28 protein-coding genes are annotated in these 26,351 nt (G+C 73.5%); 18 read left to right on the top strand and 10 right to left on the bottom strand.

All coding sequences use genetic code 11. The features are described 5' to 3' along the window. Positions 1-1,913: hypothetical protein (locus LZ495_RS38365; RefSeq protein WP_372498705.1), on the bottom strand; the 1,913-nt coding region annotated here is incomplete at its 3' end. 255 nt (positions 1,914-2,168) lie between these two features. Then, positions 2,169-2,393 (bottom strand): DUF6191 domain-containing protein, encoded by a 225-nt coding sequence (locus LZ495_RS38360; RefSeq protein WP_308268733.1) that lies wholly within the window; start codon positions 2,391-2,393, stop codon positions 2,169-2,171. Positions 2,394-2,743: 350 nt separating this feature from the next. On the opposite strand from LZ495_RS38360, the gene LZ495_RS38355 reads away from it, so the two are divergent. Next, on the top strand, positions 2,744-3,337 hold the full coding sequence (locus tag LZ495_RS38355) for an ATP-binding protein (RefSeq protein ID WP_235057817.1): 594 nt from the start codon (positions 2,744-2,746) through the stop codon (positions 3,335-3,337). Positions 3,338-3,386: 49 nt separating this feature from the next. Here LZ495_RS38355 and ypfJ read toward each other — a convergent pair whose 3' ends face one another. After that, positions 3,387-4,283, bottom strand: coding sequence for a KPN_02809 family neutral zinc metallopeptidase (gene ypfJ, locus LZ495_RS38350; RefSeq protein ID WP_235057816.1), 897 nt, complete (start codon positions 4,281-4,283; stop codon positions 3,387-3,389). Between the two features lie 276 nt (positions 4,284-4,559). Between ypfJ and LZ495_RS38345 the strand changes: the two genes are divergently transcribed. From LZ495_RS38345 to LZ495_RS38330, 4 genes are all read left to right on the top strand, one after another. Continuing rightward, positions 4,560-6,158: an ABC-F family ATP-binding cassette domain-containing protein gene (locus LZ495_RS38345; protein WP_235057815.1), complete on the top strand. Its 1,599-nt coding sequence runs from the start codon at positions 4,560-4,562 to the stop codon at positions 6,156-6,158. A 409-nt stretch (positions 6,159-6,567) separates the two neighbouring features. Then, complete coding sequence (locus tag LZ495_RS38340) at positions 6,568-6,792, top strand: helix-turn-helix domain-containing protein (protein WP_235057814.1); 225 nt, start codon at positions 6,568-6,570, stop codon at positions 6,790-6,792. 333 nt (positions 6,793-7,125) lie between these two features. Next, entirely contained in the window at positions 7,126-7,896 is a 771-nt protein-coding gene (locus tag LZ495_RS38335) for an enoyl-CoA hydratase/isomerase family protein (protein WP_235057813.1), read from the top strand. Positions 7,897-8,092: 196 nt separating this feature from the next. Beyond that, the gene (locus LZ495_RS38330; protein ID WP_235057821.1) at positions 8,093-10,030 is read left to right on the top strand and encodes an ABC transporter ATP-binding protein; all 1,938 of its coding nucleotides are present in this window, start codon (positions 8,093-8,095) and stop codon (positions 10,028-10,030) included. Between the two features lie 45 nt (positions 10,031-10,075). On the opposite strand, the gene LZ495_RS38325 is transcribed toward LZ495_RS38330, so the two are convergent. Beyond that, entirely contained in the window at positions 10,076-10,564 is a 489-nt protein-coding gene (locus LZ495_RS38325; protein WP_235057812.1) for a hypothetical protein, read from the bottom strand. A 244-nt stretch (positions 10,565-10,808) separates the two neighbouring features. Between LZ495_RS38325 and LZ495_RS38320 the strand changes: the two genes are divergently transcribed. The 6 genes from LZ495_RS38320 to LZ495_RS38295 are packed head-to-tail and all read left to right on the top strand — an operon-like array spanning position 10,809 to position 13,504. After that, positions 10,809-11,291, top strand: coding sequence for an Asp23/Gls24 family envelope stress response protein (locus LZ495_RS38320; protein ID WP_235057811.1), 483 nt, complete (start codon positions 10,809-10,811; stop codon positions 11,289-11,291). Between the two features lie 15 nt (positions 11,292-11,306). Further along, positions 11,307-11,591, top strand: coding sequence for a hypothetical protein (locus LZ495_RS38315; RefSeq protein WP_235057810.1), 285 nt, complete (start codon positions 11,307-11,309; stop codon positions 11,589-11,591). A 43-nt stretch (positions 11,592-11,634) separates the two neighbouring features. After that, complete coding sequence (locus tag LZ495_RS38310; protein WP_235057809.1) at positions 11,635-11,817, top strand: DUF2273 domain-containing protein; 183 nt, start codon at positions 11,635-11,637, stop codon at positions 11,815-11,817. After that, a complete protein-coding gene (locus LZ495_RS38305; protein WP_235057808.1) occupies positions 11,817-12,191 on the top strand; it encodes an Asp23/Gls24 family envelope stress response protein in 375 nt (124 codons plus the stop codon). The genes LZ495_RS38310 and LZ495_RS38305 overlap by 1 nt, the downstream gene beginning before the upstream one ends. Further along, complete coding sequence (locus LZ495_RS45140; RefSeq protein ID WP_235057807.1) at positions 12,188-12,850, top strand: DUF6286 domain-containing protein; 663 nt, start codon at positions 12,188-12,190, stop codon at positions 12,848-12,850. Before LZ495_RS38305 ends, LZ495_RS45140 begins: the two co-directional genes overlap by 4 nt. 9 nt (positions 12,851-12,859) lie before the next feature. Beyond that, on the top strand, positions 12,860-13,504 hold the full coding sequence (locus LZ495_RS38295; protein ID WP_235057806.1) for an Asp23/Gls24 family envelope stress response protein: 645 nt from the start codon (positions 12,860-12,862) through the stop codon (positions 13,502-13,504). 60 nt (positions 13,505-13,564) lie between these two features. On the opposite strand, the gene LZ495_RS38290 is transcribed toward LZ495_RS38295, so the two are convergent. Then, entirely contained in the window at positions 13,565-14,350 is a 786-nt protein-coding gene (locus LZ495_RS38290) for an SDR family oxidoreductase (protein ID WP_235057805.1), read from the bottom strand. A 130-nt stretch (positions 14,351-14,480) separates the two neighbouring features. Further along, positions 14,481-15,563: a Zn-dependent alcohol dehydrogenase gene (locus LZ495_RS38285; RefSeq protein ID WP_235057804.1), complete on the bottom strand. Its 1,083-nt coding sequence runs from the start codon at positions 15,561-15,563 to the stop codon at positions 14,481-14,483. Between the two features lie 110 nt (positions 15,564-15,673). Here LZ495_RS38285 and LZ495_RS38280 point away from each other — a divergent pair, with 110 nt between their 5' ends. Then, entirely contained in the window at positions 15,674-16,435 is a 762-nt protein-coding gene (locus tag LZ495_RS38280; protein WP_235057803.1) for an SIR2 family NAD-dependent protein deacylase, read from the top strand. 32 nt (positions 16,436-16,467) lie between these two features. Here LZ495_RS38280 and LZ495_RS38275 read toward each other — a convergent pair whose 3' ends face one another. Further along, positions 16,468-17,319 carry an SURF1 family cytochrome oxidase biogenesis protein gene (locus LZ495_RS38275; protein ID WP_235057802.1) on the bottom strand — a complete coding sequence of 284 codons (852 nt, stop codon included), beginning with the start codon at positions 17,317-17,319 and terminating at the stop codon, positions 16,468-16,470. A 96-nt stretch (positions 17,320-17,415) separates the two neighbouring features. After that, on the bottom strand, positions 17,416-18,387 hold the full coding sequence (locus LZ495_RS38270; protein WP_235057801.1) for a metallophosphoesterase family protein: 972 nt from the start codon (positions 18,385-18,387) through the stop codon (positions 17,416-17,418). 236 nt (positions 18,388-18,623) lie between these two features. Here LZ495_RS38270 and LZ495_RS38265 point away from each other — a divergent pair, with 236 nt between their 5' ends. Both LZ495_RS38265 and LZ495_RS38260 read left to right on the top strand, forming a co-directional pair. Beyond that, positions 18,624-19,448: a hypothetical protein gene (locus tag LZ495_RS38265; RefSeq protein ID WP_235057800.1), complete on the top strand. Its 825-nt coding sequence runs from the start codon at positions 18,624-18,626 to the stop codon at positions 19,446-19,448. Positions 19,449-19,597: 149 nt separating this feature from the next. Then, the gene (locus tag LZ495_RS38260) at positions 19,598-21,520 is read left to right on the top strand and encodes a serine/threonine-protein kinase (RefSeq protein WP_308268728.1); all 1,923 of its coding nucleotides are present in this window, start codon (positions 19,598-19,600) and stop codon (positions 21,518-21,520) included. 101 nt (positions 21,521-21,621) lie between these two features. Here the strand turns inward: LZ495_RS38260 and LZ495_RS38255 are convergent, their stop codons facing one another. Further along, positions 21,622-21,873 (bottom strand): metallothionein, encoded by a 252-nt coding sequence (locus tag LZ495_RS38255; RefSeq protein ID WP_235057799.1) that lies wholly within the window; start codon positions 21,871-21,873, stop codon positions 21,622-21,624. Between the two features lie 252 nt (positions 21,874-22,125). Here LZ495_RS38255 and LZ495_RS38250 point away from each other — a divergent pair, with 252 nt between their 5' ends. Beyond that, positions 22,126-22,623, top strand: coding sequence for a sigma-70 family RNA polymerase sigma factor (locus tag LZ495_RS38250; RefSeq protein WP_235057798.1), 498 nt, complete (start codon positions 22,126-22,128; stop codon positions 22,621-22,623). Next, on the top strand, positions 22,623-23,543 hold the full coding sequence (locus tag LZ495_RS38245; protein WP_235057797.1) for a hypothetical protein: 921 nt from the start codon (positions 22,623-22,625) through the stop codon (positions 23,541-23,543). Before LZ495_RS38250 ends, LZ495_RS38245 begins: the two co-directional genes overlap by 1 nt. Before the next feature lie 135 nt (positions 23,544-23,678). On the opposite strand, the gene LZ495_RS38240 is transcribed toward LZ495_RS38245, so the two are convergent. Next, the gene (locus tag LZ495_RS38240; protein WP_235057796.1) at positions 23,679-24,347 is read right to left on the bottom strand and encodes a TetR/AcrR family transcriptional regulator; all 669 of its coding nucleotides are present in this window, start codon (positions 24,345-24,347) and stop codon (positions 23,679-23,681) included. Positions 24,348-24,557: 210 nt separating this feature from the next. Between LZ495_RS38240 and LZ495_RS38235 the strand changes: the two genes are divergently transcribed. Next, positions 24,558-25,361: an acetoacetate decarboxylase family protein gene (locus LZ495_RS38235; protein WP_235057795.1), complete on the top strand. Its 804-nt coding sequence runs from the start codon at positions 24,558-24,560 to the stop codon at positions 25,359-25,361. A 94-nt stretch (positions 25,362-25,455) separates the two neighbouring features. Beyond that, positions 25,456-26,346 (top strand): SDR family NAD(P)-dependent oxidoreductase, encoded by an 891-nt coding sequence (locus LZ495_RS38230; RefSeq protein WP_235057794.1) that lies wholly within the window; start codon positions 25,456-25,458, stop codon positions 26,344-26,346. Positions 26,347-26,351 lie beyond the last annotated feature (5 nt).

Below are 26,351 nucleotides of genomic sequence, written 5' to 3'. Positions count from 1 at the left end.
ATGGTTGGCCGCGGCGGGATCACCGGCCCGGCGTCGGCAGGCGAGTCGGCGGGGGAATCGGCCGGGGCCACCGCACGGGCTGCTGCCGCCGCGGCAGCCGCCGAAGCGGCCGCGGCCGCGGCCCGCGCCGGGTCGGCCGGTGCGGCGTCGCCGGGGCCGGAGTCCTCGGCTGCGGCCCCGGAGCCGACCTCGACGGTGGCCAGGTCGTCCGGCGAACCCGCCTTGGCGCCGCCGCCCTTGATCCAGGACGGCAGGCTGCCGCCGGCCGGCTCGAAGACGGTCGCCTCGGCATCCGGCGCCTGGGACCGGGTCTGCACCGGGATGTCGTCCCGGGTGTACGGCGGGATCTCGCCGAACGCGTCCACGGACTCCGCCTCGGGCGCCTCGGCCGCGGCGGGCTCGGGGGCCGCCGCGGGCAGGTCCTCGCGGGTCGCCGGGGGCACCTCGCCGAATGCGTCGACGGCGCCCGGACGGCTCGCGTCCTCGGCGTCGCGGGCGTCCTCGGTGTCCTCGGGGTCCGCGGTCTCCGCGTCGTCGTCCAGGGGCCGTTCGTAGAAGATGTCGATCGACTTGGGCGAGGCCGGCGAGCCGGTGTCCTCGGCCCGGTCCTCGTCCGCGGCACCGTACGGGTCGTCGTACGCGTCGTGCTCGTCCGGCTCGCCGAGGCCGCGGCGCGCCCGGCTGCCCGGGACCACCGCGGGCATCGCGAGCACGGTCAGGTCGTCCGGCGACACCGCGGGCCCGGCGGGCAGCGCCCCCGGCTCGCCGGCGGCCGGCAGCGCCTCGGGCGCCTCCGGGCGCACCGCGCCGAGGATGGCGGTCATCTCGGGCGCGTCGTACGGGTCTTCGAGGTCCGCGCCGGGCACCGCGAACGCCTCCTCGGAGACGTCCAGGCCCTCCGGCAGCAGCGTCTCGGGCACCAGCGAGGTCAGCCGCAGCACCGCGGTGCGGACCTCGGGCGGCGCGCCCTCGATGCCGACCACCGAGACCGTCTCCAGCGTGACCCGGGCCAGCTCCGACATCAGCGGGACGTCGGGCGCCTCCTCGGCGAGCCAGCGCACCACGGCTCCCAGGTCGCCGGTGGGCGGTGCGGGCATGCTCACCGGGCGCAGCTCGTCCTCGATGGCCTCGAGCAGGTCGCTCACCGGTCCGAGACCGGAGTCGTCGAGTGCCGGGACCTCCGGCTCGGCCACCGGGACCGGCAGCGGAGCCGGCACGGGCTCGGGCTCCGTCCCCGGGACGTCCGCGGGGACGTGGCGCTTGCTGATCCGGATGCCGCGCGAGGCAGGTGCCGCAGGCGCTGCGGCCTCGGCAGGTTCCGCGGCCCCGGCGTCCGCGGGGGAGCCGGAGGCGGCAGGGGAGTCCTGGGAGGCCTCGGGCTGCGGCGGCTCCGCAACCTCCGGGTCGGCCTCCGGCGCGGCTTCCGCGGGCGGGGCCGCGACCGCCTGGAACGCGGCCGAGCGCGCGGCGATCTCCTCGGCCGGCAGCAGCCCCAGCACCTCGGCGAACAACTGCGCGATGACCGGCCGGACCGTCGAGGTGCCGACCTGCGTCCAGTCGCCGATCTCCTGCACCGTCGCGGTCAGCAGGTCGGCCCAATCGGGGGTGCGGACCAGCACGTTCGTGCGTACGCCGTCGGGCCACTGGGACAGCCGGAAGTCGTTGCGGGCCAGCCACGCGGCCGGCAGGAGGTCGCCGAGCCGCAGGTGGCGCAGGTCCTCGTAGGCCAGGTCGGCCAGGCGCTGCGGCAGTTCCTCGGCGCCGATGGCCTCCACCGCGCGCGAGATCGGGACGCTCGTCCACCACGCGGGCGGCAGATCCGGGTGCCCCAGATGCCGGTCGACGCGGTCCGGCGACAGGAAGCGCAGGGCCGGGACAAAGTCGGCCAACGTGGCCTCGAGCCGTGGCTGCATGCGGATCCTCCGTGACGCGGACGCTTCTGTTGCCGCTTCTGTGCCGACGGTAGCGCCCGCGCAGGCGGTCGGCACAGGGCGGCCGCACCGTACGCACCACCCGGCATGCGGGACGTCGCAGCATCCCGGTTGGTTCCCGCCCGGGACCCTCCCGTGCCTGGTCAGGGGTGGAACCGGCCGCAGAAGCGAGGGCGGGACCGGAGGCGGGGCCGGATGCGGCCCCGGGACCCGCGCGGCGGCCGCACTCCTCGGGTACTACGTACCGCGGGCCGCGCCCGGTTCCCCGGCGGCGGGCTCCGCGGCCGGCGCCGGTCCGGCCGGGACCGTGCGGCGGATCACCACGACGCCCTTGTCCAGGTCGATCGGACCCGGGCCGCCGTGCTCGTGGTCGTCGTCGCGGGCGAGCGCGAGCCGGTTGTGCTCGTCGTTCGTGTGCTTGCGTCCCGGGCTGAACAGCTCCTCGAATATGCCGCCGATCACTGTCGCCTCCTTGCCGTCCGCGGCCGGCCTGCCACCGGTCCACGCCCCACCGTACGCGCCGTCGCCACCCTTGTGCGCCGGGCGTGCGCCCCCGCGTGCCCGGAGACCGCCCGCACAACAACCGGACAGCACTCATCCGAGTCTCTTACCGCCAACGAGGTTTCGCGGAGCGTCGGCCAGTCGATCTCATTTACAAGGGACTTACGCGCGGAGACCCGGGGGAGCCGGGCGGCATCCGCGGACCCGACCGCTGCACACCGGCACACGGGCACACGCGAACACGGACAAGAACACGGACAAACGGGAACGCAGGCATACGGGCACACGGGCACACCGACACGACGATCGGCTTGAGCGAGCACCACGCGCACGGCGAACAGCGCACGATCCGGCGATCAGGGGGAGTTGTGGGCGAGACCGCACCGCTGCGGCAGCACGGGGAGACAAGGTCCGAGGCAGCAGAACCGCTCCACCCGCAGACGCACCCGCCGGCCCCGCCGCCGACCGCCCCCGGCGGCCGTCCGCAGACCGTGCCGCGGCAGCAGCCCGGCCACACCACCGTCGTCCTGTCCCTGCACCTGCCCGCCACCGTCGAAGCCGTGCCGCGGGCCCGGCACGCGCTGCGCGGCTCGGTCCGCGCCGACATCGCCGCCGAACCCCTGGACACCCTGGAGCTCCTGGTCTCCGAACTGGTCACCAACGCGGTCCAGCACGCCCCGCAGACCTCGACGGTCACCGTCGAACTGCTGCGCACCGGCCGCACGCTGCGCATCGCGGTCACCGACGCCGGCGCGCTGCTGCCCCGGCCGCGCACCCCGGTGCAGTCCGCCGACGAGCACGGCCGCGGCCTCATGCTGGTCGAGGCGCTCGCCGAGGACTGGGGCAGCCGCCCGGTGCCCGGCGGCAAGGTCGTGTGGTGCGACGTGGACGTGCTCACCGCCTGAACCGCGGTGAACCGCCCTGCCCCGTTTGCAGGCGCGGTTGCGGAGCGTTCTAGATCCGGCCCGAGAAGGTGTCGCACGAGGCCATGTCGCCGGTGCGGTATCCCTGCGTGAACCACTGCTGCCGCTGGGCCGCCGAGCCGTGCGTCCAGCTCTCCGGGTTCACCCGGCCCTGGAACTCCTGCTGGATCCGGTCGTCGCCGACCGCGGCCGCGGCGTCCAGGCCGTCCGCGATGTCCTGCTCGGTCAACTGGCTGATCAGCGGGGCGGCGCCGTTCGCCTGCGGCCGCGTGGCGTTCTTGGCCCAGACCCCGGCGTAGCAGTCGGCCTGCAGTTCGAGGCGGACCGCGCCGCTCTGCGGGCCCTGCCGGTCGTTGCCGACCTTGGCCATCTGGCCGGTGAGGTTCTGGATGTGGTGCCCGTACTCGTGAGCGATGACGTACGCCTCGGCGAACGGGCCGCCCTTCGCGCCGAACTTGGTGCGCAGGTCCTTGAAGAAGCCCAGGTCGATGTACACCTTGTTGTCGGCCGGGCAGTAGAACGGGCCGACCGCGGAGGTGGCGCCGCCGCACGCGGTGCTCACCGACCCGCTGAAGAACCGGGTGGGGGCGGCCGTGTAGCGGCCGCCCCGGGCGGCGAACTCGGTGGACCAATAGGCCTGCGCACTGTTGACCACGCCCACGATGCGGCAGTCGTCGCGGGCATTGGCGTCCTTGCCCGACCGGCAGGACTCGTCCAGCGCCTGATTGTCGGCCGGGAGGCTGCTGCCCCCGCCGCCGTCCGAGAGGCCCAGCTGGTCCGGGCTGATGCCGAAGATCAGGGCGACGATCACCACGAGGATGCCCGCGCCGCCGCCGATCATCTTCCCGCTGGGGCGGCCGCCGCCGCGCGATCCCCGGGAGTCCTCGATCTGCGACGTGTCGAGATCGGCGTCGTCGTTGAACTGCATGAGGACCACCGTTCGGGACGCGGGCTGCGGAGCTGACCAATACCCGTTTGTCCGAATTTAAAGGTGATCATGGCGCCCGGCCACGCGAGACCGCGGACCCAGGGCGCGTCGGAGGGCGCATCCGAAGGGCCGCTAGACTGATACGTATGGTCGAGGCTGTCAATCCGCTGCGTGACCGCGGGGTCTATTAGGGGCAGGCGGCCCGCCGCCCTGATCTCCCCTTGCCCCTGACCGCCGGATTCCGCGTCCGGCCCGATCTGGAGTCACGTCCCCGACATGATCAATGCCACCGCCGTCGAACTGCGCGCGGGCGCCCGCATCCTCCTCGAATCGGCGACCTTCCGGGTCGCCCCCGGCGACCGCATCGGCCTGGTCGGCCGCAACGGCGCCGGCAAGACCACGCTGACCAAGACGCTGGCCGGCGAGACGCAGCCTGCGGCCGGCGCCATCGCGCGGTCCGGCGAGGTCGGCTACCTGCCGCAGGACCCGCGCACCGGCGACCTGGACGTCCTGGCCACCGACCGCATCCTGTCCGCCCGCGGCCTGGACGCGGCGATCAACGGCATGCGTGCGGCCGAGCACACGATGTCGACCGCGACCGGCGAGGCGCGCGACAAGGCCATGCGCCGCTACGCCCGGCTGGAGACCGAGTTCCTCACCAAGGGCGGCTACGCGGCCGAGGCCGAGGCGGCCACCATCGCGGCCAGCCTGGGTCTGCCGGACCGCATCCTGTCGCAGCCGCTGCACACCCTCTCCGGCGGCCAGCGCCGCCGCGTCGAGCTGGCCCGCATCCTCTTCTCGGACGCCGACACGCTGCTCCTCGACGAGCCGACCAACCACCTCGACGCCGACTCGATCGTGTGGCTGCGCGACTTCCTGAAGACGTACAAGGGCGGCTTCATCGTCATCAGCCACGACGTGAACCTGGTCGAGGCGTGCGTCAACAAGGTGTTCCACCTGGACGCCAACCGCACCACGCTGGACGTCTACAACGTCGGCTGGAAGCAGTACCTCCAGCAGCGCGAGACCGACGAGCGCCGCCGCAAGCGCGAGCGCGACAACGCCGAGAAGAAGGCCGCGACCCTCATGTCGCAGGCCGACAAGATGCGCGCCAAGGCCACCAAGACCGTCGCCGCGCAGAACATGGCACGCCGCGCCGAGAAGCTGCTCTCCGGCCTTGAAGGCGTCCGCAAGGCCGACAAGGTCGCCAAGCTGCGCTTCCCGGACCCGGCGCCGTGCGGCAAGACGCCGCTCATGGCGTCCGAGCTGTCCAAGTCGTACGGCTCGCTGGAGATCTTCACGGACGTCGACCTGGCCATCGACAAGGGCTCGCGGGTGGTCATCCTCGGCCTCAACGGCGCCGGCAAGACCACGCTGCTGCGCCTGCTCGCGGGCGTGGAGACGCCGGACACCGGGCAGATCGAGCCGGGCCACGGCCTCAAGCTCGGCTACTACGCGCAGGAGCACGAGACGCTCGACCCGGACCGCTCGGTGCTGGAGAACATGCGTTCCGCGGCCCCCGACCTCGACCTGGTCGAGGTGCGCAAGGTGCTCGGCTCGTTCCTGTTCTCCGGGGACGACGTCGACAAGCCGGCCGCGGTGCTCTCCGGCGGCGAGAAGACCCGCCTCGCGCTCGCCACGCTGGTGGTGTCGGCGGCCAACGTGCTGCTGCTCGACGAGCCGACCAACAACCTGGACCCGGCCAGCCGCGAGGAAGTCCTCGGTGCGCTGCGGTCCTACAGCGGTGCGGTCGTGCTCGTGACGCACGACGAGGGCGCCGTCGAGGCGCTGCAGCCGGAGCGCATCATCCTGCTGCCGGACGGCGTCGAGGACCTGTGGAGCGAGGACTACGCGGACCTGGTGGCGCTGGCCTGACCGTCCGCGGAGCCGGCCCCGGGCGGGGCCGGCGCGCCGCGCTCACCCGCGAGATCGCCAGGGGCACGCCGTACGGCGTGCCCCTTTGGCATGCCGCAAGGATTCCCTCACGAAATCCTCACAAGAGGAATGCGAAACTCCGTTCCGCCCACGGCAGTTCCCAACCGGTCGATCAGCCACGCTCAGCAAGGTCGCGAACGTCGTGGGTGACCAGCGGCTTTGTCGCGTAACAGCGGACACGGTCAAGGAATTCCCCGCGGAACCCGGGCTTCCGGACGATGGATCTTGCGCACCGGCGGCCCGGGAAGGCCGCAGCCTGCCGCCCACGGGCTCGTCGGAATCACTGGCCTTGCCGCCCGCGAGGGGTGATCATGGGAAGCCAGAGCGCACTTCCTACGAGGAGGCACGTGTGGCCGAGACTCTGAAGAAGGGCAGCCGGGTGACCGGCGCCGCGCGCGAAAAGCTCGCGGCCGACCTGAAGAAACAGTACGACTCCGGCGCCAGCATCCGCGCACTCGCGGAGGCGACGGGCCGTTCCTACGGCTTCGTGCACCGCATGCTGAGCGAATCGGGGGTGACCCTGCGCGGAAGGGGCGGGGCCACGCGCGGCAAGACCCGGGCGACGTCTTCCTGAGTCCACCCGGGCTCCACCCGTAGCTTCACCTGGTTCCATCCGTACGGCACCGCACGGCACTTCGCGTCCTGCCGGGCGACTGCACCTTCGTACCACTGCATTTCTGCACTGCCGCACCGCCCAGTGCCCGACGGACCGCGCCATCCGAGCTCATCAGCGCAACCAGTGCCATCCAGCGTCATCCAGTACCGCCCGACGGCTCGAACAAGTTACCAGCCGGTACCACCTCTCACGTGCGGCCACCCGACCTCATACCGTAGGCCGGGTGGCCGGTCTCGGCCCAGCCCGGACCGCCCCTCGGCCCGGACCCGATTCCTCGCGTGGAGGTAGAGCATGTCGGAGAACGTCCGTCTGGAACTGACGGGCCCACTTGCCGTGGTGACCCTGGCCAATCCGGACCGGCGCAACGCGCAGACGCCCGCCACCTGGCGGGAGCTTGCCGGGATCGGGCGCTCGTTGCCCGGTGACGTCCGCGCGGTCGTGCTCCGGGGCGAGGGCACCTCCTTCTCGGCTGGGCTCGACCGCCGCCTGTTCCCCGGCGGCGGTGGCGTTCCGGGCGAGGCCGCGCTGACCGACCTGGCCGCCCAGGACGCGGCCGGGCTCGACGCGGCCATCGCCTCCTTCCAGGAGGCGTTCACCTGGTGGCGACGGCCGGACCTGGTCTCCATCGCGGCGGTGCAGGGCCACGCGGTGGGGGCCGGGTTCCAGCTCGCGCTCGCCTGCGATCTGCGGGTCTGCGCCGACGACGTGCAGTTCTCGATGGCCGAGACCTCGCTCGGCCTGGTCCCCGACCTGGCCGGCACCAAGCCGCTGGTCGACCTGGTCGGCTACGCCCGCGCGCTGGAGATCTGCGTCACGGGCCGCCGCATCGGCGCGGCGGAGGCGGCCGCCCTCGGCATCGCCACCAGCGTGGTGCCGCGCGCAGACCTGGACGCCGCGGCGACCGACCTGGCCAAGGCGCTGACCGCCGCCCCGCGCGATGCGGTGGTGGAGACCAAGGCCCTTCTGCAGGGCGCCGCTTCGCGCTCGTACGACGAGCAGCGGGCGGCCGAGCGCGAGGCGCAGGCGCGCCGGCTCAAGGACCTGCTGGGCGCGGGGGAGTAGCAGCCCGACGGCTTCCGGCGGCGCGTACCGGTCCCTTCCGATGCGTGCCGCCGGACCCTTGGGCCGGGGCCGACGGGGCCGGCGCGAGCCAGGCACCGGGTAGGCACCCGGAAGGTTTTCCCCCGGTGCGGCGTTCGGGTCCATGCTGATCCGTACTCCTACGCATGTCCCGGACAAGGGGGAATGACGACGCATGATGCCTGGCGGCTCCCTGGGGGTTTCCCCGCGGTCCTGGTCCAAGGACGGCTCGGTGGTCAAGCAGAAGCTGGCCCCCGGCACGGTCCGGCGGGTCGGCGCGTTCGCGCGCCCGTTCCGCGGCCAGATCACCGCGTACCTGGTCCTCGTCGTGATCGACGCGGTCCTGATGGTCCTGCCCCCGCTGCTCGCCCAGCGCATCGTCGACGACGGCGTCCTCGGCCACGACGCGGGCCTGGTGACCACGCTCGCGCTGACCGTGGCCGGCATCGCGCTGGTCGCCGCGGCCGTCGGCCTCGCCGAACGCTGGTACTCGGCGCGCATCGGCGAGGGCTCGATCTACGCCCTGCGCACCCAGGTGTTCGGCCACGTGCAGCGCATGCCGGTGGCGTTCTTCACGCGCACCCAGACCGGGGCGCTCATCTCGCGGCTGAACAACGACGTCCTGGCCGCGCAGCGCGCCTTCACCTCCACGCTGGCCGGCACCGTCTCCAACCTGGTCAGCCTGGTCCTGGTCGCGGGCACCATGTTCTACCTGGCCTGGGAGATCACGCTCGTCTCACTGGTGCTGCTGCCGCTGTTCATCCTCCCGGCCAAGTGGATCGGCCGCCGCCTGCAGGCGCTGACCCGCGAGCAGATGCAGCTCAACGCCGAGCTGTCGACCGTGATGACCGAGCGCTTCAACGTCTCCGGCGCGATGCTCGCCAAGATCTTCGGGCGGCCCGCGGAAGAGGACGCGGTCTTCTCCGCGCGGGCCGGCCGGGTCCGCGACATCGGCATCCGCATCGCCCTGGTCAACCGGGTCTTCGCGACCGCGCTCACGCTCGTCGCGGCACTCGCCACCGCGCTGGTCTACCTGATCGGCGGGCACCTGGCGGTGGACGGCAAGCTGACCGTCGGCACCCTGGTCGCGCTGACCGTGCTGCTCGGCCGGCTGTACGGGCCGCTCACCGCGCTCGCCAATGTGCGGGTCGACGTCATGACCGCGCTGGTCAGCTTCGAGCGGGTCTTCGAGGTGCTCGACCTCGACCCGATGATCGCCGACAAGCCGGACGCCGCGGTGCTGCCGGCCGATGCGGCGCGCGTCGAGTTCGACCGCGTCTCGTTCCGCTACCCGGCCGCCGACGAGGTGTCGCTGGCCTCCCTGGAGTCGGTCGCGGTCCTCGACCGCACGCGCGGCGAGCAGGTGCTCGACGACGTCTCCTTCAGCGCCGAACCCGGGCAGATGATCGCCCTCGTCGGGCCGTCCGGGGCCGGCAAGACCACCATCACGAGCCTGCTCGCCCGGCTGTACGACACCACCGCGGGCGCGGTCCGGATCGGCGGGCACGACGTCCGCGACGTCACGCTGGCCTCGCTGCGCGATGCGGTCGGGGTGGTGACCCAGGACTCGCACATGTTCCACGACACCATCCGCGGCAACCTGCTCTACGCGCGCCCGGACGCCGCCGAGCCCGACCTGTGGGCGGCGCTGCGCGCGGCCAACATCGCCGAGCTGGTGGAGGGGCTCCCGGACGGCCTGGACACCGTGGTCGGCGAGCGCGGCCACCGGCTCTCCGGCGGCGAGAAGCAGCGGCTGGCCATCGCCCGCCTGCTGCTCAAGGCACCGCGCGTGGTGGTGCTCGACGAGGCCACCGCGCACCTGGACTCGGAGTCCGAGGCCGCGGTGCAGAGCGCGCTCGCCAACGCCCTGCGGGGGCGCACCGCGCTGGTCATCGCACACCGGCTCTCCACGGTCCGGGACGCCGACCAGATCCTCGTGGTCGACGGCGGCCGCATCGCGGAACGCGGCCGCCACGAGGAACTGCTGGCCCGGGGCGGCACCTACGCTGACCTGTACCACCGCCAGTTCCGCGACCCGGACGACGCGGCGCCCGCCGACGCCGGCCCGGACGACGGCCTGGACCCGTACGAAGAACCGGCCCGCATCGCAGGCTGAGCAAAGAGGCCGACCGGCACGGGTCGGTGCCCGGCTCGGTGGGACTCAGGTCTGCGCGGGTTCGTCGAGCCAGACGATTTTCACGTCCACCTGGATGCTGTCGGCCGGCGCCCCCAGCACCTTGGGGGCGGCTTTGGCGATGCGGGCGCGTACGCGGTCCGCGGCGGCGTGCAGCGCGATCCCGTAAGCGACCGCGATCGACACGATCACCGTGGTCGTACCGGACTTCTCGTCGGTGCGGACCAGGCAGCTGCGCGAGCGGACGCCCGGTTCGGCGTCGGCCGCCTCGCGCAGTGCGCGGGACTCCGGGGCCTCACCCAGACCCAGCGCGGCCTCCAGGCCGGCCAGGCCGCCGCGCTTCGCGGCCGGGGCGGCCGGCGAATGCGCGTCCTTTGCGGGGGCGGTGCCGGCCGCCGGGCTTGCCGCGGTGGCGGCCAGCAGTGCGGTCGCGGTCGGCATGGAGCCGGCCGCGAGCAGTTCCGCAGCGGTCGGCATCGCGGTGGCGGCGTCGTCCGAAGCTTCGGTTCGTCCCATGGTGGCCTCTTCATCCGGCGTCATCCGGCATCGTCCGGCATCGTCTGGCAGCGGTCCCGCACGTTCATCCGAACGCTGCCCCGTTCACACGGCGCGTGCACTCTCGTGCCAAGGAACGGTGGTTCGGTCCCTGTTCCGGCGGCGAACTGCTCATAACCTTGGTACAGGTGTGACGACCCGTGGATAGGGCATGTGCAGGTTCGGACACCAGGGGGAAAATCCTATGGCGAAGGGAAGTGCGTCGATGGCGGACACGACGACCCAACGGAGCGGATCGCAGGCGGTGGAGAAGGAGGGGGCGGAGCGCGTCCCGGGGCAGGGGCGTTCTACCGAGGTGGCGAGGTTGACCTCCGATCGGGGGCGAACGTCCATCGCGGACGGCGTGGTCGCCAAGATCGCGGGCATCGCGGCCCGCGACATCTCCGGCGTCTACGCGCTGGGCAGCGGCGCGGCGCGTGCGTTCGCCGCGGTGCGCCAGCGGGTCCCGGGCGGCAAGCCCAACGTGGCGCAGGGCGTCAGCGTCGAGGTCGGCGAGAAGCAGTGCGCCGTGGACCTGGCCATCGTGGTCGACTACGGTGTGCCGATCGCCGAACTGGCGGCGGCGGTGCGGGAGAACGTCATCACTTCGGTCGAACGCATGACGGCGCTCGAGGTCGTCGAGGTCAACATCTCGGTCGACGACATCCACATCGAGCACGAAGGCGAAAGCGACCGCCAGCTTCAGTGAACGGGCGGCCCGACGGTGAAATCTGATCCGGATGACCTTGAACGCCGTGAACTGCTGCGGGAATACCGGGAGTTCATCAAGACCCGGCATCCGGACCGGGGTGGCGACCCCGCGGAGTTCGTCGCCGGGCTGGTGCGGTACCGGGCCCTGCTCGCCCCTGGGGCGGCGGGGCCCGTGCCCGGCCAGGGAGCGCCGGCCGCAGCGGAGACGACGGTGTACCGGCGTGGGTCCCTGCCCGCGCAGATGTGGCGGGCGATCATGGAGCGGCACCGGCGGCGGCAGAATCCGCGCGTCCGGTGAGCGCGACCCGGACGCGAAGCACGCGACGTAGGAGTAGGTAGTCATGAGCACACCCATCGTGGGCCTGCTGGTCGGCATGGCCCTCGGCCTGGCCGCCGCGCTCGGCGGATTCGGGGCGTTCCTCCTCGTTGCCGCACTGGGCGCGGTGGGCTTCCTGGCCGGCCGTTACTTCGACGGCGACCTGGACCTGAGCGAGCTGTTCTCGTCGCGCGGCCGGCGCCGCTGATGGCGCATTCGCGCATCGACGGCCCCTCGCATCTGGAGCCGCCCGCGCCGCCCGCCTACCGCGGCTCGCTGCGCATCGGCGAGCGCGTGGTGGAGAAGATCGCGGCCCGCGCGGCCCGCGAGGCGACCGGCACGGCCGCCCCCGACACCAAGCTGCGCGACCCCAAGGCCGGCGTGAAACTGCGCAACGACCACGCGACCGTGCGGCTGGACCTCGACGTGCCCTACCCCGGGCCGGTCAAGGACATGGCCGGTGCGGTCCGGCAGCGCGTCCGGTCCGACGTGGAGCGCCTCACCGGCATGCCGGTGGTGCGCATCGACGTGGTGGTCGGCCGGATGACCCGGATCGGCAAGGGCAGGAGGCGCGTGCAGTGAACGTGCTCGACGCGCCCCTGGACAAGCCGGGGCAACCGGGCGGCCCCGGAGACCCCGCCGACCCGGGACAGCCGGACGACCCGAACGGCCCCGCGGAAGCCGGCCCCGGAGCCGTCGCCCGCAAGCCGCGCCGCGCCTGGTCGCCGCGCGGCTTCGTGGCCGCGCTGACCGCGCTGGTGCTCGGCGGCGCGGCCGGCGTGCTGCTCTACTTCGGCATCGCGGCCCGCCTGGAGCGCACCCCGCAATGGGCATACGACACGCTCGACTGGGTGCAGACCCACAAGTGGTCGGAGCAGTCCGTGTGGGTCGGCGGCGCGATCGCCGCGGTGCTCGGCCTGTGGCTTCTCGTCCTGGCCTGGACCCCGGGGCGGCGGCATCTGCTGCCGCTGCAGCCGGTCGGCCCGGACATGACCGCGTACATGACCCGGCGTACCGCGGGCAACCTGCTGCGGCACACCGCACTGTCCTCCACCGGCGTCCTGGACGCACGGGTCCGCGTGACGCGCCGCAAAGCGGTGCTCCGCGTCGACTACCACTTCCGGGACCCCGACGAACTGCACGACGAGCTGGAGACCGCGCTGCGCGCGCGGGCGGACGCCCTGCTGCTCGCCCGGGTGCCGCGCGTCGACGTCCGGCTCCAGCCCTCCAGCGGGAGGTGACGGGACCTCATGCGCCGTATCGCGAACCGCATCCTGCTCACCGTGGTCGGCCTCGGCCTGCTGGTCGGCGGCCTGGCCGTGGTGGCCCGCTCGCGCGGCTGGCTGCACGACCAGCTGGGCGACCTGCTGCGCACCCGCGACAAGCCGCTGATCACGCCGAGCCAGACCGAGCGGCTGACCGACGAGAGCTGGTGGTGGTGGGTCGCCTTCGGCGTCCCCGGACTGCTGCTGGTCATCTGCCTGTGGTGGTTCTTCGCGCAGTTCCGGCGCCGCCCGGTGCGGGTCATCCGGGTCGCCGACACGTCCGAGGACGCCGGCGGCGGACCGTCCGGCCTCGGCACCGGCTTCGGCCTGGTCGGCGACGACGCGGACACCATCACGGTCAGCGGCTACGCCCTGGCCGACGCGATCGCCGACGACCTGGCGCGCATCCCGGGCGTCGAGTCCGCGCACGCCCAGCTGGTGGTCCGGCGGCCCGGTCCCAAGCTCAAGCTGGCCATCCGCACCGAGGCCGGCGCCGAACCGCGCGACGTCCTGCTCGCGGTCCAGGACGAGGTCGTCGAGCACGGGCGGGACGCCGTCGAACTGCACCGGCTGCCGGTCGAGGTCGAGCTGCGCAACGCCGGCGGCCTGCCGCGCCGCCATCTGCAGTAGCCGCGCCGCGAACGCCCCTGGATGCGGCGTCCCTGGACCGGGGACGCCGCATCGTCCGGGTCAGAGGCCGCGCAGCGCGCCGCCGTCGACCGGCACCATGATCCCGGTCAGGTACGACGCGGCCGGGGACAGCAGGAACGCCGCGGTGCGGCCGAACTCCTCCGGCGCGCCGTACCGGCGCAGCGGGATGCCCGCCTCCTGCCGGGCCCGGGCCGCCGCGGCGTCGCCGGACAGCGCGTCCAACTCCCGGACCCGGTCGGTGTCGATGCGCGCGGGCAGCAGCCCGACCACCCGGATGCCGCGCGGCCCCAGTTCGTCGGCCAGCGTCTTGGCGGCCATCGCCAGTCCGGGCCGCAGGCCGTTCGACACCGCGAGGCCCGGGATCGGCTCCGCGACCGAGGCGGACAGCACGAAGCCGATCACACCCTCGCCCTCCGGGCCCGCCCCGCTGCGGTCGCCCATCGCCTCGGCGGCCGCCCGGGCCAGCCGGATCGCGCCGAGGAAGACCGACTCGAACGCATCGCGCCACTGGTCGTCCGCGACGCCCAGCACCGAGCCTGCGGGCGGCCCGCCCACGCTGACCAGCACGCCGTCCAGCCGGCCGAACCGGGCGACCGCGGCGGCGACCAGGCGCTCGGCGCTCCCGGAGTCGGCGTTGTCCGCGGCGATCCCGATGACCTCGGGGAGCCCGCCCAGTTCCGCGGCGGCCTTCGCGGCGTTCTCCTCGCTCCGGCCGCTGACCACCACCCGGGCGCCGTCGTCGACGAGCACCCGTGCGGTGGCGAATCCGAGGCCGCGGGTGGCACCGGTGACGAGGTAGACGCGATCGCGAAGTCCAAGATCCATGGCGCCATTCTCGCGCCCCGCGGAACCGCCCGTCACTGCCCCGAGGCGGTGACACGGTGGTGCGGAGGGCGGCGCGCGCCGGAGCCCCGCGCGCGCCTGCCGCGCGGGGTCCGGCACTTCCGCCCGGCGGTCAGGCCGGGACGACGAGCGTGCGGGCGCCGCGGCCCTCGCGCATCGCGGCGAACGCCCCGTCGATGCCGTCCAGTCCGATGCGCGCGGTGACCAGCGCGCCGAGGTCGATGCGGCCCGCCGCGACATGCTCGACCAGCCGCGGGACGTCGCGCACCGGGTCGGTCGAGCCGTAGACGCAGCCGGTCAGCGTGCGGGCGAAGTGGAAGAGTTCGAGCGCGCTGAACTCCACCTTGTCGTCCTTGCCGCCCACCCCGACGACCGTCGTCATGCCGCCGCGCCGGGTCAGCCCCCACGAGGCCCGGATGGTCGCGGCCCGGCCCACGCACTCGAAGGCGTGGTCGACACCGCGGCCGCCGGTCAGCGCCCGGACCCGCTTGGCCAGGTCGGGCGCGGGCTCCAGGGCGTCGGTCGCGCCCATCGACAGCGCCAGCTTGCGCTTGTCCTCGTCCGGGTCGACCGCCACGATCACCGAGGCGCCGGCCACCCGCGCCCCCTGCACCGCGGACAGGCCCACGCCGCCCAGGCCCACCACCGCGACGGACGCCCCGGCCGGGACCTGCGCGGTGTTCCACACCGCGCCCGTGCCGGTGGTCACCGCGCAGCCCAGCAGCGCGGCCTCCGCCAGGTCCGCCCCGTCCGGCAGCCGCACCACGCCGGCCGCCGGGACCACCGTCTCCTCGGCGAAGGTCGCGGTGCCCAGCCCCGGCAGCACGTCCGTGCCGTCGGCGAGCTTCGCGTACGGGACGCGCCCGGCGTCCATCGCCTTGACGCACAGATGCGGCTCGGCGTTCGCACAGAACCAGCACGCACCGCACGGGGGCGCCCAGATCAGCAGCACGGGATCGCCCGCGGACACGTGCGTCACCCCGTCGCCGACCGCGACGACCGTCCCCGAGCCCTCGTGCCCGAGGACGACCGGGAACGCCTGGTCCAGCGTCCCGTCGAGCAGCGACAGGTCCGAGTGGCACACCCCCGACGCGGCGATCCGCACCCGCACCTGGCCGGGGCCCGGTGCGGGCAGCTCGATCTCCTCGACGCGCACCTGCTGTCCGACCCCGTGCAAAACCGCTGCGAGCACCATGGCCCCTCCGCTTCTTCCGCCGGTCCCGCCGGCCCCGTTGGTGGTCTCTGGTCTGGCCGCTTGCCTTATTGACGTGCCGTCAGATCCGGCCGGTGGCTACTCTCGACGCCATGAACACCGCCGTCCGGGACTGGATCCGGGCTTCCGATTCCATCACGGTGCTGACCGGCGCCGGTATCTCCACCGACTCCGGGATCCCCGACTACCGCGGGCCGCAGGGCGTGTGGACCAAGAACCCGGGCATGGAGAAGCTCGTCCAGCTCGACACCTACATGGCCGACGAGGACATCCGCCGCCGCTCCTGGCTGGCCCGGCGCGACACGGTGCTGCGCACCGCGGAGCCCAACGGGGGGCACCGCGCGCTGGTCGACCTGGAGCGCTCCGGGCGCCTGGTCGGCCTCATCACGCAGAACGTCGACGGCCTGCACCTGAAGGCCGGCAGCAGCCCCGAGAAGGTCATCGAGCTGCACGGCACGATGACGATGGTCCGGTGCACCGACTGCGACGCGCGCACCACGCTGGCGGAGAACCTGGCGCGCGTCGAGGCGGGCGAGGGCGACCCGCGCTGCACGGTCTGCGGCGGCATCCAGAAGACCGCGACGATCATGTTCGGCGAGAACCTCGACCGGCGCGTGCTGGAGCGGGCCGCGATCGCTTCCCAGGTCTGCGACCTGTTCCTCGCGATCGGCACTTCGCTGCAGGTCGAACCGGCCGCGTCGCTGTGCCGGGTGGCCCGGGAGGCGGGCGCCAAGCTGGTCGTCGTCAACGCCGAGAAGACGCCGTACGACCGGTCTGCCGACGCGGTCCTGCGCGAGCCGATCGGCGAGGTCCTGCCGGAGCTCGTGGCCGGCCTGGAGCCTGCCGCGGGCTGACGCGCGAGCCGGCCCGCGGGCCGGTCCCCGGGTCAGGCGCGCGGGGCGGGGACGCCGGCGGGCTCGGGCTCCGGCCCGCCCCCGGCCTCCGCCCCGCCGTCTGCCTCGTCCGGGGCCTCGGCGTCCAGTGCGGCGATCTCGGCCTCCAGATCGGCCGCCTCGCGCCGGACGATCTTGATCCACATGACGATCAGCGCCACCACGAAGATCCACCACTGCACCGCGTACGCCAGGTTCAGGCCGGTGTCCTCGGCATCGGGCAGCGGCAGCGCGGTCGGCGCCTCGGCCGGCTTCGGGTCCTGCTCGGCGAGCTGCCCGTAGCCGCCGTACACCGCGGTGCCCAGCTGCTCGGCCAGTTCCGCGGAGTCGATCCGCATGATCTGGCCGTCCGGCAGCCCGTCGCGGTTCTTGATGCCGCTGCGCCCGGCGGTCTCCGACGGCCGGGCCCGCACCGTGACGGTGACCTGCCCGGTCGGGGCCGGGGGTACGTCGGGTCGGGCCGCCGCGGTCGAGGCGTTGGCCACCCAGCCCCGGTTGACCAGCAGCGTCGGGCCTTCCGCGGTGACGAACGGGGTCACCACGTAGAAGCCCAGCTCCTTGTCCAGCGACCGGTTGCGGACCAGGAACTCACGGGACTGGTCGTACCGCCCCGTCGCGGTCGCACGGCGCCACTTGTCCTCGGACGGCACGTCGCGGCCGACCGCGAAGAGGTCGCCGGCCGGCACCGGGGCCTGCCCCCGGTTCGCGCTCACTCTGTCGTTGCGCTCGACCTTGGCCTCGTAGCGGTGGAGCTGCCAGAACCCGAGTTCGACCATCACCGGGATCAGCAGCACCACCAGCAGGTTGAGGGCCAGCCAGCGGGGCGTCAGCAGGAAGCGGTACACGGGACAAGACGGTACTCCGCGTCGGCGCCGCCGCCGGGCCGGACCCCCGGAAGGCGGCGGTTCCCGGCCCCGCGCGGCGCCCGCGGGCCGGGCCGGTCAGACCGGGCGGCCGTCCGCGTCCCGGATCCCGTCCAGCGCCAGGTTGGCCACCACCGGCCCGTCCGCGGTCATGGTCACCAGCGTGACGTGGTCCACGTTGCCCGGGTCGCCCTCGCCGAAGACCCACGTGCCGCCGGTCGGGCCGAGCCTGATGTGCGCGCGCCCGTCGATCTCGGTACCGCGGTAGTTGTGCACATGCCCGGAGAACATCGTGTACGGCCGGTCCCCGAGCGCCTTGCGGAGCCGGTGGAACGCCGGATGCCCCTCGCCCTGCCACAGCGGCATGTGCATGATCACGAACGTCCAGCGGGCATCGGCATGCTCGGCCAGCACCTGCTCGGCGTACCCGAGCTGGTCCTCGGACAGGCCCGCGGCGGCCGGCGCCCCGTTCCAGTCCACCGACGCCTCGTACGCCTGCCGGATCAGCTCCTCGTCGCCGCCCGCCGCGGCGAGCCGCTCCTGCATCCGGGCGAAATCCGCGGGCTCCATCGGCACTTCCGGGTCCTGCGTGTTCAGCACCAGAAAGAGCGTGCCGCGGTAGCGGAAGTGGTAGTGGAACGCGCCGAACCGGTCCAGCCACTGCCGCCGGCTCGGCTCGTTGGCGACGTCGTGGTTGCCCGCCACATGGAACAGCGGCATGCGCAGCGGCGCGAGCATCGCGTCGATCTCGGCCCACTCGGCGGCCAGCACCGCGTCGTCCTCGGTATAGCCCTCGATGAGGTCGCCCACCTGGACCGCGAACACCGGTGCCAGCGCGTTCAAGGCGGCCACGCCGCGCTCGAAGACCCCGGGACGGGCGTCTCCGGTGCGGTCCGAGATCAACCCGAACGTGAAGCGGTCGGGGTCCGGGCGCGCCGGCGACCCGGACCACGGGGTACGGGCACCGGGCACGTCGAGCACCAGGCCCTCGGGGAGACCGGGGCGTTCGGGCAGTTCGGCGCGTGCGGGCAGCCGGGGGAGGTCGGACATGGTCCGATCATCCCGCGGACTCCGCGGCAGGCCGAGCGGATTGTCCGGTACGCGCGCCCGGGCGGAACCCGGACCGCGAAAAAGCCGGGCGCGAAGCCGCCAACGGAATAGAAGGAACACCGGTCCTTCGGGATACTGCGCAGGTACGCTGCACAGTCCGGATCCGTACGGCAGTTCGGGACGTCCGCGCGCCCGTGCATCCGCAAGGTCCTCAAGCCAGTTCAGGAGCAGCCCCGATGGCAGGCCACCAGCCCGCACCGTACCGGTCCGGCCCCGGGGCGGCGTACGGGCCGGTCCACCCGGTACAGACGCGCACCCTCGCCGAGGAGCAGGCGCTCGGCGCCTTCCCCGGAGCGGGCAGCGGGCGCGGCAAGGCGATCGCCGTCCGCATCGGCTGGTCGCTGTTCCCGATCCTGACGCTGGGGCTTCTCTCCTGGGTGCCGTTCCTGGTGCTCGCCCTGCACCGGCGCACCAAGGAGGCCTGGGCGGCCATGATCGCCCTGGTCGTCCTGCTGGTGACCGCAGTCGTGCTGTTCGCGGTCGAAGGGTCCTCGGACACGTCCAAGCCCGGCGAAGCCGAGGACACCAGCACCGGTCTGGCCGGCAACATCGGCGGCGTCCTGCTCATCGCCATCTGGGTCGGCGCGCCGATCTGCTGGTTCGTCACCACCCGCCGCGGCACCAAGGCCAAGGTGTTCCAGGAGCCGGCCCGGCACGGCATGCCGCCCGGCCCGGCCGGGTACGGCTGGCAGCCGGCCCCGATGGGGCACGCGCCGATGCCGCCCGGGCCGCAGCCGCACATGCCGGGCGGGGGCGGCTACCCGATGCCCGAGGCGTACCGCCCGATGGGCACCGCGCCGGTCCCGCCGCAGAGTTCCGCGCCTGCGCCCGCTCCTGTCCCGGCGCCCGCCCCGGCGCCTGCTCCGGCCCCGGCCGATGTCCGCGCGCAGCGCGCGCAGGCCCGGCTGGAGCGGCTGAGCGAGCGGCTCCGGGAGCGCGAGACGCCGGGGTCGGACGAGCACGGCGGCCACCATGGCGGCAACCACGGCGGAGGCCGCTGAGCGGCATCGGAACGGGGGCGGGGGACTGTGGGGACGCGTGACGCGGCTCGGGCGGGGACCTGGGTGAGGAGCCGGGGGGAGACCCGCGCGGGAACCGGTGCGGGGACTCGTGTGGCGACACCGCCGACGCGGCTCGATACGGTGACGGCGTGACGGCACCAGGGCGCATCATCGCCGACCGGTATGAACTGTCCGCGGCGGTCGGCCGGGGCGGCATGGGACAAGTCTGGAAGGCCTACGACCGGACGCTCCAGCGCCGCGTCGCGGTCAAGCTCCTCCGCTCCGACCTGGCCGGCAGCACCGACCGCCACACGTTGGAGCGCCGCTTCCTGCGCGAGTGCCGCGTCACCGCGGGCATCGACCACCCCGGCCTGGTCACCGTCTACGACGCGGGCATGGACGACAGCGACCTGTACCTGGTCATGCAGCTGCTCGACGGCATGGACCTCGGGGACCTCATCGCCGAGCACGAACCCGTGCCGTGGGAATGGGCGGTCGCGGTCGCCGCGCAGATCTGCTCGGTGCTCGCCGCGATCCACGCCGCGCCCGTCGTGCACCGCGACCTCAAGCCGCGCAACGTCATGGTCCGGCGGGACGGCACCGTCAAGGTCCTCGACCTCGGCGTCGCGGCCGTGCTCGACCCGGACTCCACCAAGCTCACCAGCACCGGCGCGCTGCCGGGGTCGCCCGCGTACATGGCCCCCGAGCAGGCCCTGACCGGGCTCGCCGAGCCGCGCAGCGACCTGTACGCGCTGGGCTGCCTGATGTACGAAATGCTCGCCGGGCGGGCGCCGTTCACCGCGCCGACCGCGCTGGCCGTGCTGCAGCGGCACCTCACCGACCGCCCCGAGCCGATCGGCTCGCACCGCCCCGACGTGCCGGCCGGGCTGGACCGGCTGGTCGCGGACCTGCTGGAGAAGCAGCCCGAGGACCGCCCGGCGAGCGCGCAGGAGGTCTACCGGCGGCTCGTGCCGCTGATGCCGCAGGCCGCCCGGGACGCCGACGCCGCGCTCGCGCCGAGCATCGCGATGGACCCGACCCGCCCGCTCCGGCACCCGGCGGCCCCGCAACCCGCCCCGGCACCGCCTGCCGCGGCGGGGATGACGGCGGCATATGCGGTGCCGGCGCAGGGGCCGCAGGCCGGCGGGCAGCCGGCGTACGGGATGTACGGGGGCGCGGACAGCGGCGGGGCGATGCCTGCCGCTGCCGGGGGCGACTCCTATGACAGCGCGCAGTACGCGGTTCCGGCACCGCCGGGACCTGCAGGGTCTCCGGGATCCTCGGGATCCTCGGGGTACGGCGGGTCCTCCGGCACGCCTTCCGCTCCGGGGCCGGCGCCGTGGCCGGTGACCGGCGGCGGCGCGGCGGCCTCCGGGACCGGGGCCTGGCCGGTGCCGGCGTCTGCGCCTGCCTCCGGGCCGCACGCCGCCGCGGGGCAGGGGATCGAGCCCGGATCGTCCGACTGGTCGGCGGTGCCGTCCGCCGGCCCGGACACCGGAGTCGTCGACGTGGCCGCCGCGCTGGACGCCGCGGCGCGCCTGCTCGGCGAGAGCCAGCTCGCGCAGGCCGTCGACGTGCTCGGCGCGGCCCTCCCGGTCGCGGTGGCCCGGCACGGGGAGCACGACCCGGTGGTCCTGGAGCTGCGGCAGGCGCTGGCCGACACGCTCCTCGCGGACCGGCAGTTCCGCCGGGCGCTGCCGGAACTGCGCTACCTGGCCTCGATGTTCACCGTCAAGCTCGGACCGCTGGATGCCGAGACGATGGAGTATTCGCGCCAGGTCGCCTCGTGCCTGGAGGAGCTCGGCGAGACGCACCAGGCGCTCGGCGAGTACCGGCGGCTGTACGACGCGTACCGCCGCATGCCCGAGCCCGACCTGCACTTCGGCTTCGACGTGCGCGAGCGCATCGGCCTGCTGCTGGCCGCGGCGGGCGATCCGCACCAGGCGGAGGCCGTGCTCGGTCCGCTGCTCTCGGAGGAGAGCGCTGCTCTCGGCGCGCAGCACCCGCAAGTCGCGGCACTCGGCCAGCAGTTGATGCGCATCCGCGGCATGCGGACGGCCTGGCGGCCCTGACCGGGGCCCGGGGAGAACCCCGGCCCGGACCGGACGCCGCCAGGCCGCCCGGTGTACGTACTGCTCGTGTTGCGCCTGCTGCCCCTGCGGGGGTGCCGGCCCTACATGCCGGCGGCCACCGACACGTTGTCGCGGATGCCGGTGGCGCCTTCCGCCTTCGCGCAGTGCGCACAGCAGAAGTACCGGCCGTCCGACTCGACGCCGTGGCCGATGATGCGGCACCGGCAGTGCTCGCAGATGGGCGCCATCCGGGTGATCGCGCACTCGAAGCTGTCGAACACGTGCACGGCGTCACCCGCGTGCACCTCGAACGAGGCGTAGTAGTCGTTGCCGCAGACCTCGCATCGCGCCACGGGGGCTCCTTGCCGGTGAGGGGGTCGGTGTCGACCCGTACGCGACAACCTTCGAGCGTGGGGATGTTCCGGGCAAATCAGACTGGCCCGTTCGCGTGACGGCCGCCGGCGCGGCCCGGGCGTGCGAAGTGTGCCCGCGGGCGGCCCAACCGGTCGGCGCAGGTGTTCGTTTCAGGGGGAGACACGGGGAGACGGCGACCCGGGACCGGGTTTCGAGGGCGGGGTGGACGGGTGGAGGAGCGCGGCAGACAGGTGGCCGAACTGGTCGCCGTACGGGGGCAGGCGCTCAAGCGCTACGCGTTCCTGCTGTGCGGCGACGACGAAGCGGCCGACGACCTGGTGCAGGAGGCGATGGTCCGCGCGCTGTCCCGGCGCGTGCCCGACGACCTGCGCGAACTCGAACGCTATGTACGCCGGGTCCTGCTCAACATCGTGGTCGACGACGCCCGGCGCGCAGTGCGGTGGCGGCGGCTGCTGCCCCGGATAGCGCTGCGCGGCGAGGCCCGCGACCGGTCGGGCGAGGTCGTCGACCGCGTCTCGCTGGAGGAGGCGCTGGCGGTGCTGCCGATGCGGCAGCGGGCCTGCGTCGTCCTGCACTACTACGAAGACCTGCCGGTGGCCGAGGTCGCCGACCTGCTCGGCTGCACGCCGGGCACCGTGAAGAGCCAACTGCACGACGCCCGCAAGACGCTGGCCCGCACCTGGGACGACGCCGAGCAACAGCCCGTCGGCACGAAGGGAGAGGCGTGATGACCGACACCGACACCGGCGCCCACCAGGGCCCGGTCGTGGCCGAGGACGCCTTGGCCGACGCCTTGACTGCGCAGGCGGACCGGGCCCGGCCCCTGCGTACCGTCGACACCGCCGCGGTGCTGGCCGGTGCGGACCGCCGACGCAGGCGGCGCGGCGTGGCCGCCGCGCTCGCGGGGGCCACCGCGGTGGCTGTGCTGGCGACGGGCGCCGTCGTGCTGGCCGAGCGTGGCGGGGATCCCGCGACACCCGCCCTCGGCCCCTCGGGGACGGGCTTGCCCGCTCCGACCAGTGCGGCCGCCAATGTCCCGCCCGACCCGAACCGGGTCGCGGTCGTCGGGAAGAAGCTCCCGGCCGACTATCCGCCGCCGCCGACCGACAAGGGTCCCGAGCCCGAGCCGGACCTGCCCGCAGAAGCGCTCACGTGGCAGGAGCTGAGCGCCATGGAGACGATGGAGCGGTTCGCCTATCAGGACGCACTCGGCGTGAATGCCAAAGCCGCTGCCGCGGTGGGGCCGGCCCGGTTCGCCGACATCTACAAGACCGTGCGCTTGGGGCCCGACTACCGGTACGTGACCGTCTACTTGACGGACCTGGGGCGGCGGGGCGAATTCCTGGACGCACTGCGGGAGAATCCGGCCGTCGATCCGGCGAGGGTCACGTTCGCCCGGGCCTACCACTCCGACACGGCCTGCAAGGCGGTCTGGGATGTGCTGGCCGGGCTGATCGAGAGCAAGCGGATCTCCGGCAATTCCATCACGAGCACCACCGACTGCGCATACGTGATCCTGGGCACCGAGGATGTGGTGTCGACCCGCAGGTTTTTCGAGGACCCCGCGAACGGTTACAGCGACCTGCCCATCCCTGTCGCGGTGGTCTACGGCCAAGTCATAGCGGCGGCCGCACGCGCCGCCGGCTGACCGACGGCCTCTCGCGCCGCGGGCCGGTCACTCCTCGTCGAGCGGATCGGCCCGCGGCGTTCGCGCGTCCCCGCCCGCCTCGGCCGCCCCGTCTCGCCTGCCCCGTCTCGCCTGCCCAGGATCAGCCGTCCGGGTTCAGCTGTCCCGGATCAGCGACTCCACCATCGCCGTGACCGCCATCCCGAAGAGCTTCTCGGCATCCGGCGGGGCGGCCAGCGCCTCGGCCAACTCCGGGTCCCCGGCGCCCACTTCCTCCAGCCACGCGTGCACCTCGGCCGGCTCCTGCGCGGGGCCGGTCAGTGCGCGTTCCAGCATCACGAAGCCGGCCAGCTGGAACTGCACCGACTGCACCGCGGCCGCCGCCTGCGCCCCGTGCACGCCCGCCGCGGCGAACTCCCGGACCAGGGCCCGGCGGGCCGGCAGCATCATCGACGCCTCGAGGCCGCGCTCGCGGACCAGGCCGATCAGGTGCGGCCGGTCCAGGATCATGCGGCGGTTGGCGTGCGCGATCGAGACGATCCGGGCCACCGGGGTGTCGCCGGTGACCCGGATGGCGCCCATGTCGCTGAGCACGCGTTCGACCAGTTCGTCGACGAGTGCCTCGCGGTTGCCCACGTGCCAGTAGATCGAGGTCACCGCCACGCCCAGCTCGGCGGCCAGCTTGCGCATGCTGAGGCCCTGCGCGCCGGACTCCATGACCATCCGCATGGCGGTGTCCAGGACGGCGTCGCGCGTGACGCGGGGCGCACCGGGTGCCGCGGCGGCCCGCTTCGGGGTGGCTGGGGTGGCTCTGGGTCGGTCCATCGCTTCCCATTCTCGCGTCCGATGGGCCCGGGGCGTGCCCGGGGGCGGCGCGTCGGGGCCTTCGATCCCGATCTCGGGTCCGCTCTTTACCTGGCTGTCGTCTCCATGTAACAGTGTTACAGAGAACGGCGCACCACCGCACCACCCGCACGAAAGATCCACCGGCGGTCCACCGACGCACCGCCGACGATCCCGAAGAGGTGAGGTTCCGTGGCACGAGTCCGGTACGGCGCACGCTCCCTGGAGACCCTGAACAAGGCCGCGAAGGACCGCAGCGTCCTGCCCGAGATCTGGTCCACGGGCATCGTCGCGCTCTGGGAGACCGACCCCGAGGTCATCGCCGCCGTCCTGCCGCCCCCGCTGGTCCCCGCGGACCGGCCGCTGGTCCGCGCGAACATCTCGTCCTGCGACATCAACGGGTACATGCTGGGCGCCGGGGCGATCGCGGTGCGCTGCAAGCACGGCGACGTCGAGGGCGACTACACCCTCACCATGCCGATGACCACCGAGCGGTCCGTCATCGGCGGCCGCGAGGTCTTCGGCGAGCCGAAGAAGATCGCCGAGGTGACCGTGGACCGGGACGGCGACGAGGTGGTCGGCAAGGTGACCCGCCTCGGCGTCACGTACGTCGAGATCCGCGGCCGGGTCGCCGAGGAGCTCCCGCTGCCCGAGCCGCGCACGACGACGAGCTTCTACTACAAGTTCCTGCCCGCGATCGACGGCGACGGCTTCGACGCCGACCCGATGCTCGTGCACGTCACGCGCAACGAGAAGCACCGCTCCTCGGCCCGCATCGAGGGCGAAGTCATCCTGCGCGACTCGGACTTCGACCCGGTCGCCGACCTTCCGGTACGCAAGCTGGTGTCCATCACGCTGGGCGAGCGCACCAGCGACCAGCAGGGCTTCGTGGCCGAGCACGTCAAGGCCGACCTGGTCCTCCCGTACATCCACCAGCGCTACGACGACGTGGCCCAGATCGCCGACGAGCCGCCGGCCCCGGGCGACCCGGTCTGACCCGCCGGGCCGCACCGGCCCCCGCGGGCCCGGTCCTGCCGGGCCCGCCGGCTCCACCGATCAAGCCGCCGCGAACGCAAGGGAACCCACGTACATGCTGAACGACTTCACCGGCAAGGTCGCCGTCGTCACCGGCGCCGCCAGCGGCATCGGCTTCGCGATGGCCGAGCGCTTCGTCGCCGAGGGCATGAAGGTCGTGCTCTCCGACATCGAGCAGGGCGCGCTCGACAAGGCCGTCGCCCGCCTCGCCGAACAGGGCGGCGACGTCCTGGGGCACGTCACCGACGTGTCCATACGCGACTCGGTGTTCGCCCTCGCGGATGCGGCGTTCGACCGCTTCGGCGAGGTCCACGTGCTGTGCAACAACGCCGGGATCGGCTCCGGCTCCGAGGGCAAGATGTGGGAGCACGACCCCAAGGACTGGGACTGGTGCTTCGCGGTCAACGTCTTCGGCGTCTTCAACGGCGTCCAGGCGTTCGTGCCGCGCATGCTCGCGCAGGGCACCGACGGCCACATCGTCAACACCTCGTCCGGCGACGGCGGCATCGCGCCGCTGCCGAACGCCTCGGTGTATGCCTCCACCAAGGCCGCCGTGGTCACCATGACCGAGGCGCTCTACGCCCAACTGCACCAGGTCCAGGCCAAGTTGGGTGCCTCGGTGCTCTTCCCGGGGCCGAAGATGCTGCGCACCGGGCTGTGGGAGTCGTACCGCAACCGCCCCGAGCGGTTCGCCAAGACGACGCCCCGCAAGACCCCGTACAACACGCTGGACGCGTGGGAGAAGGCGATGCGCGACGCCGGGCAGGAGATCGAGTTCACCCCGGTCGAGTCGGTCGCCGCCAACGTCGTGGAAGGCATCCGGGAGAACCGCTTCTGGATCCTGCCGGCCAGCGAGCACAGCGACCAGATGATCACCTCCCGGTCGCAGAGCATGCTCGCGCGCTCGAACCCGTCGTACCTCGAGACGTTCATCCTGGACAAGTGAGAGCC

The organism is Yinghuangia soli (assembly GCF_021502675.1).
In the GTDB taxonomy this organism is placed as follows: Bacteria; Actinomycetota; Actinomycetes; order Streptomycetales; family Streptomycetaceae; genus Yinghuangia; species Yinghuangia soli.
Note: the sequence above shows the minus strand (reverse complement) of the source record. Positions and strands in the feature narration are given on the sequence as shown.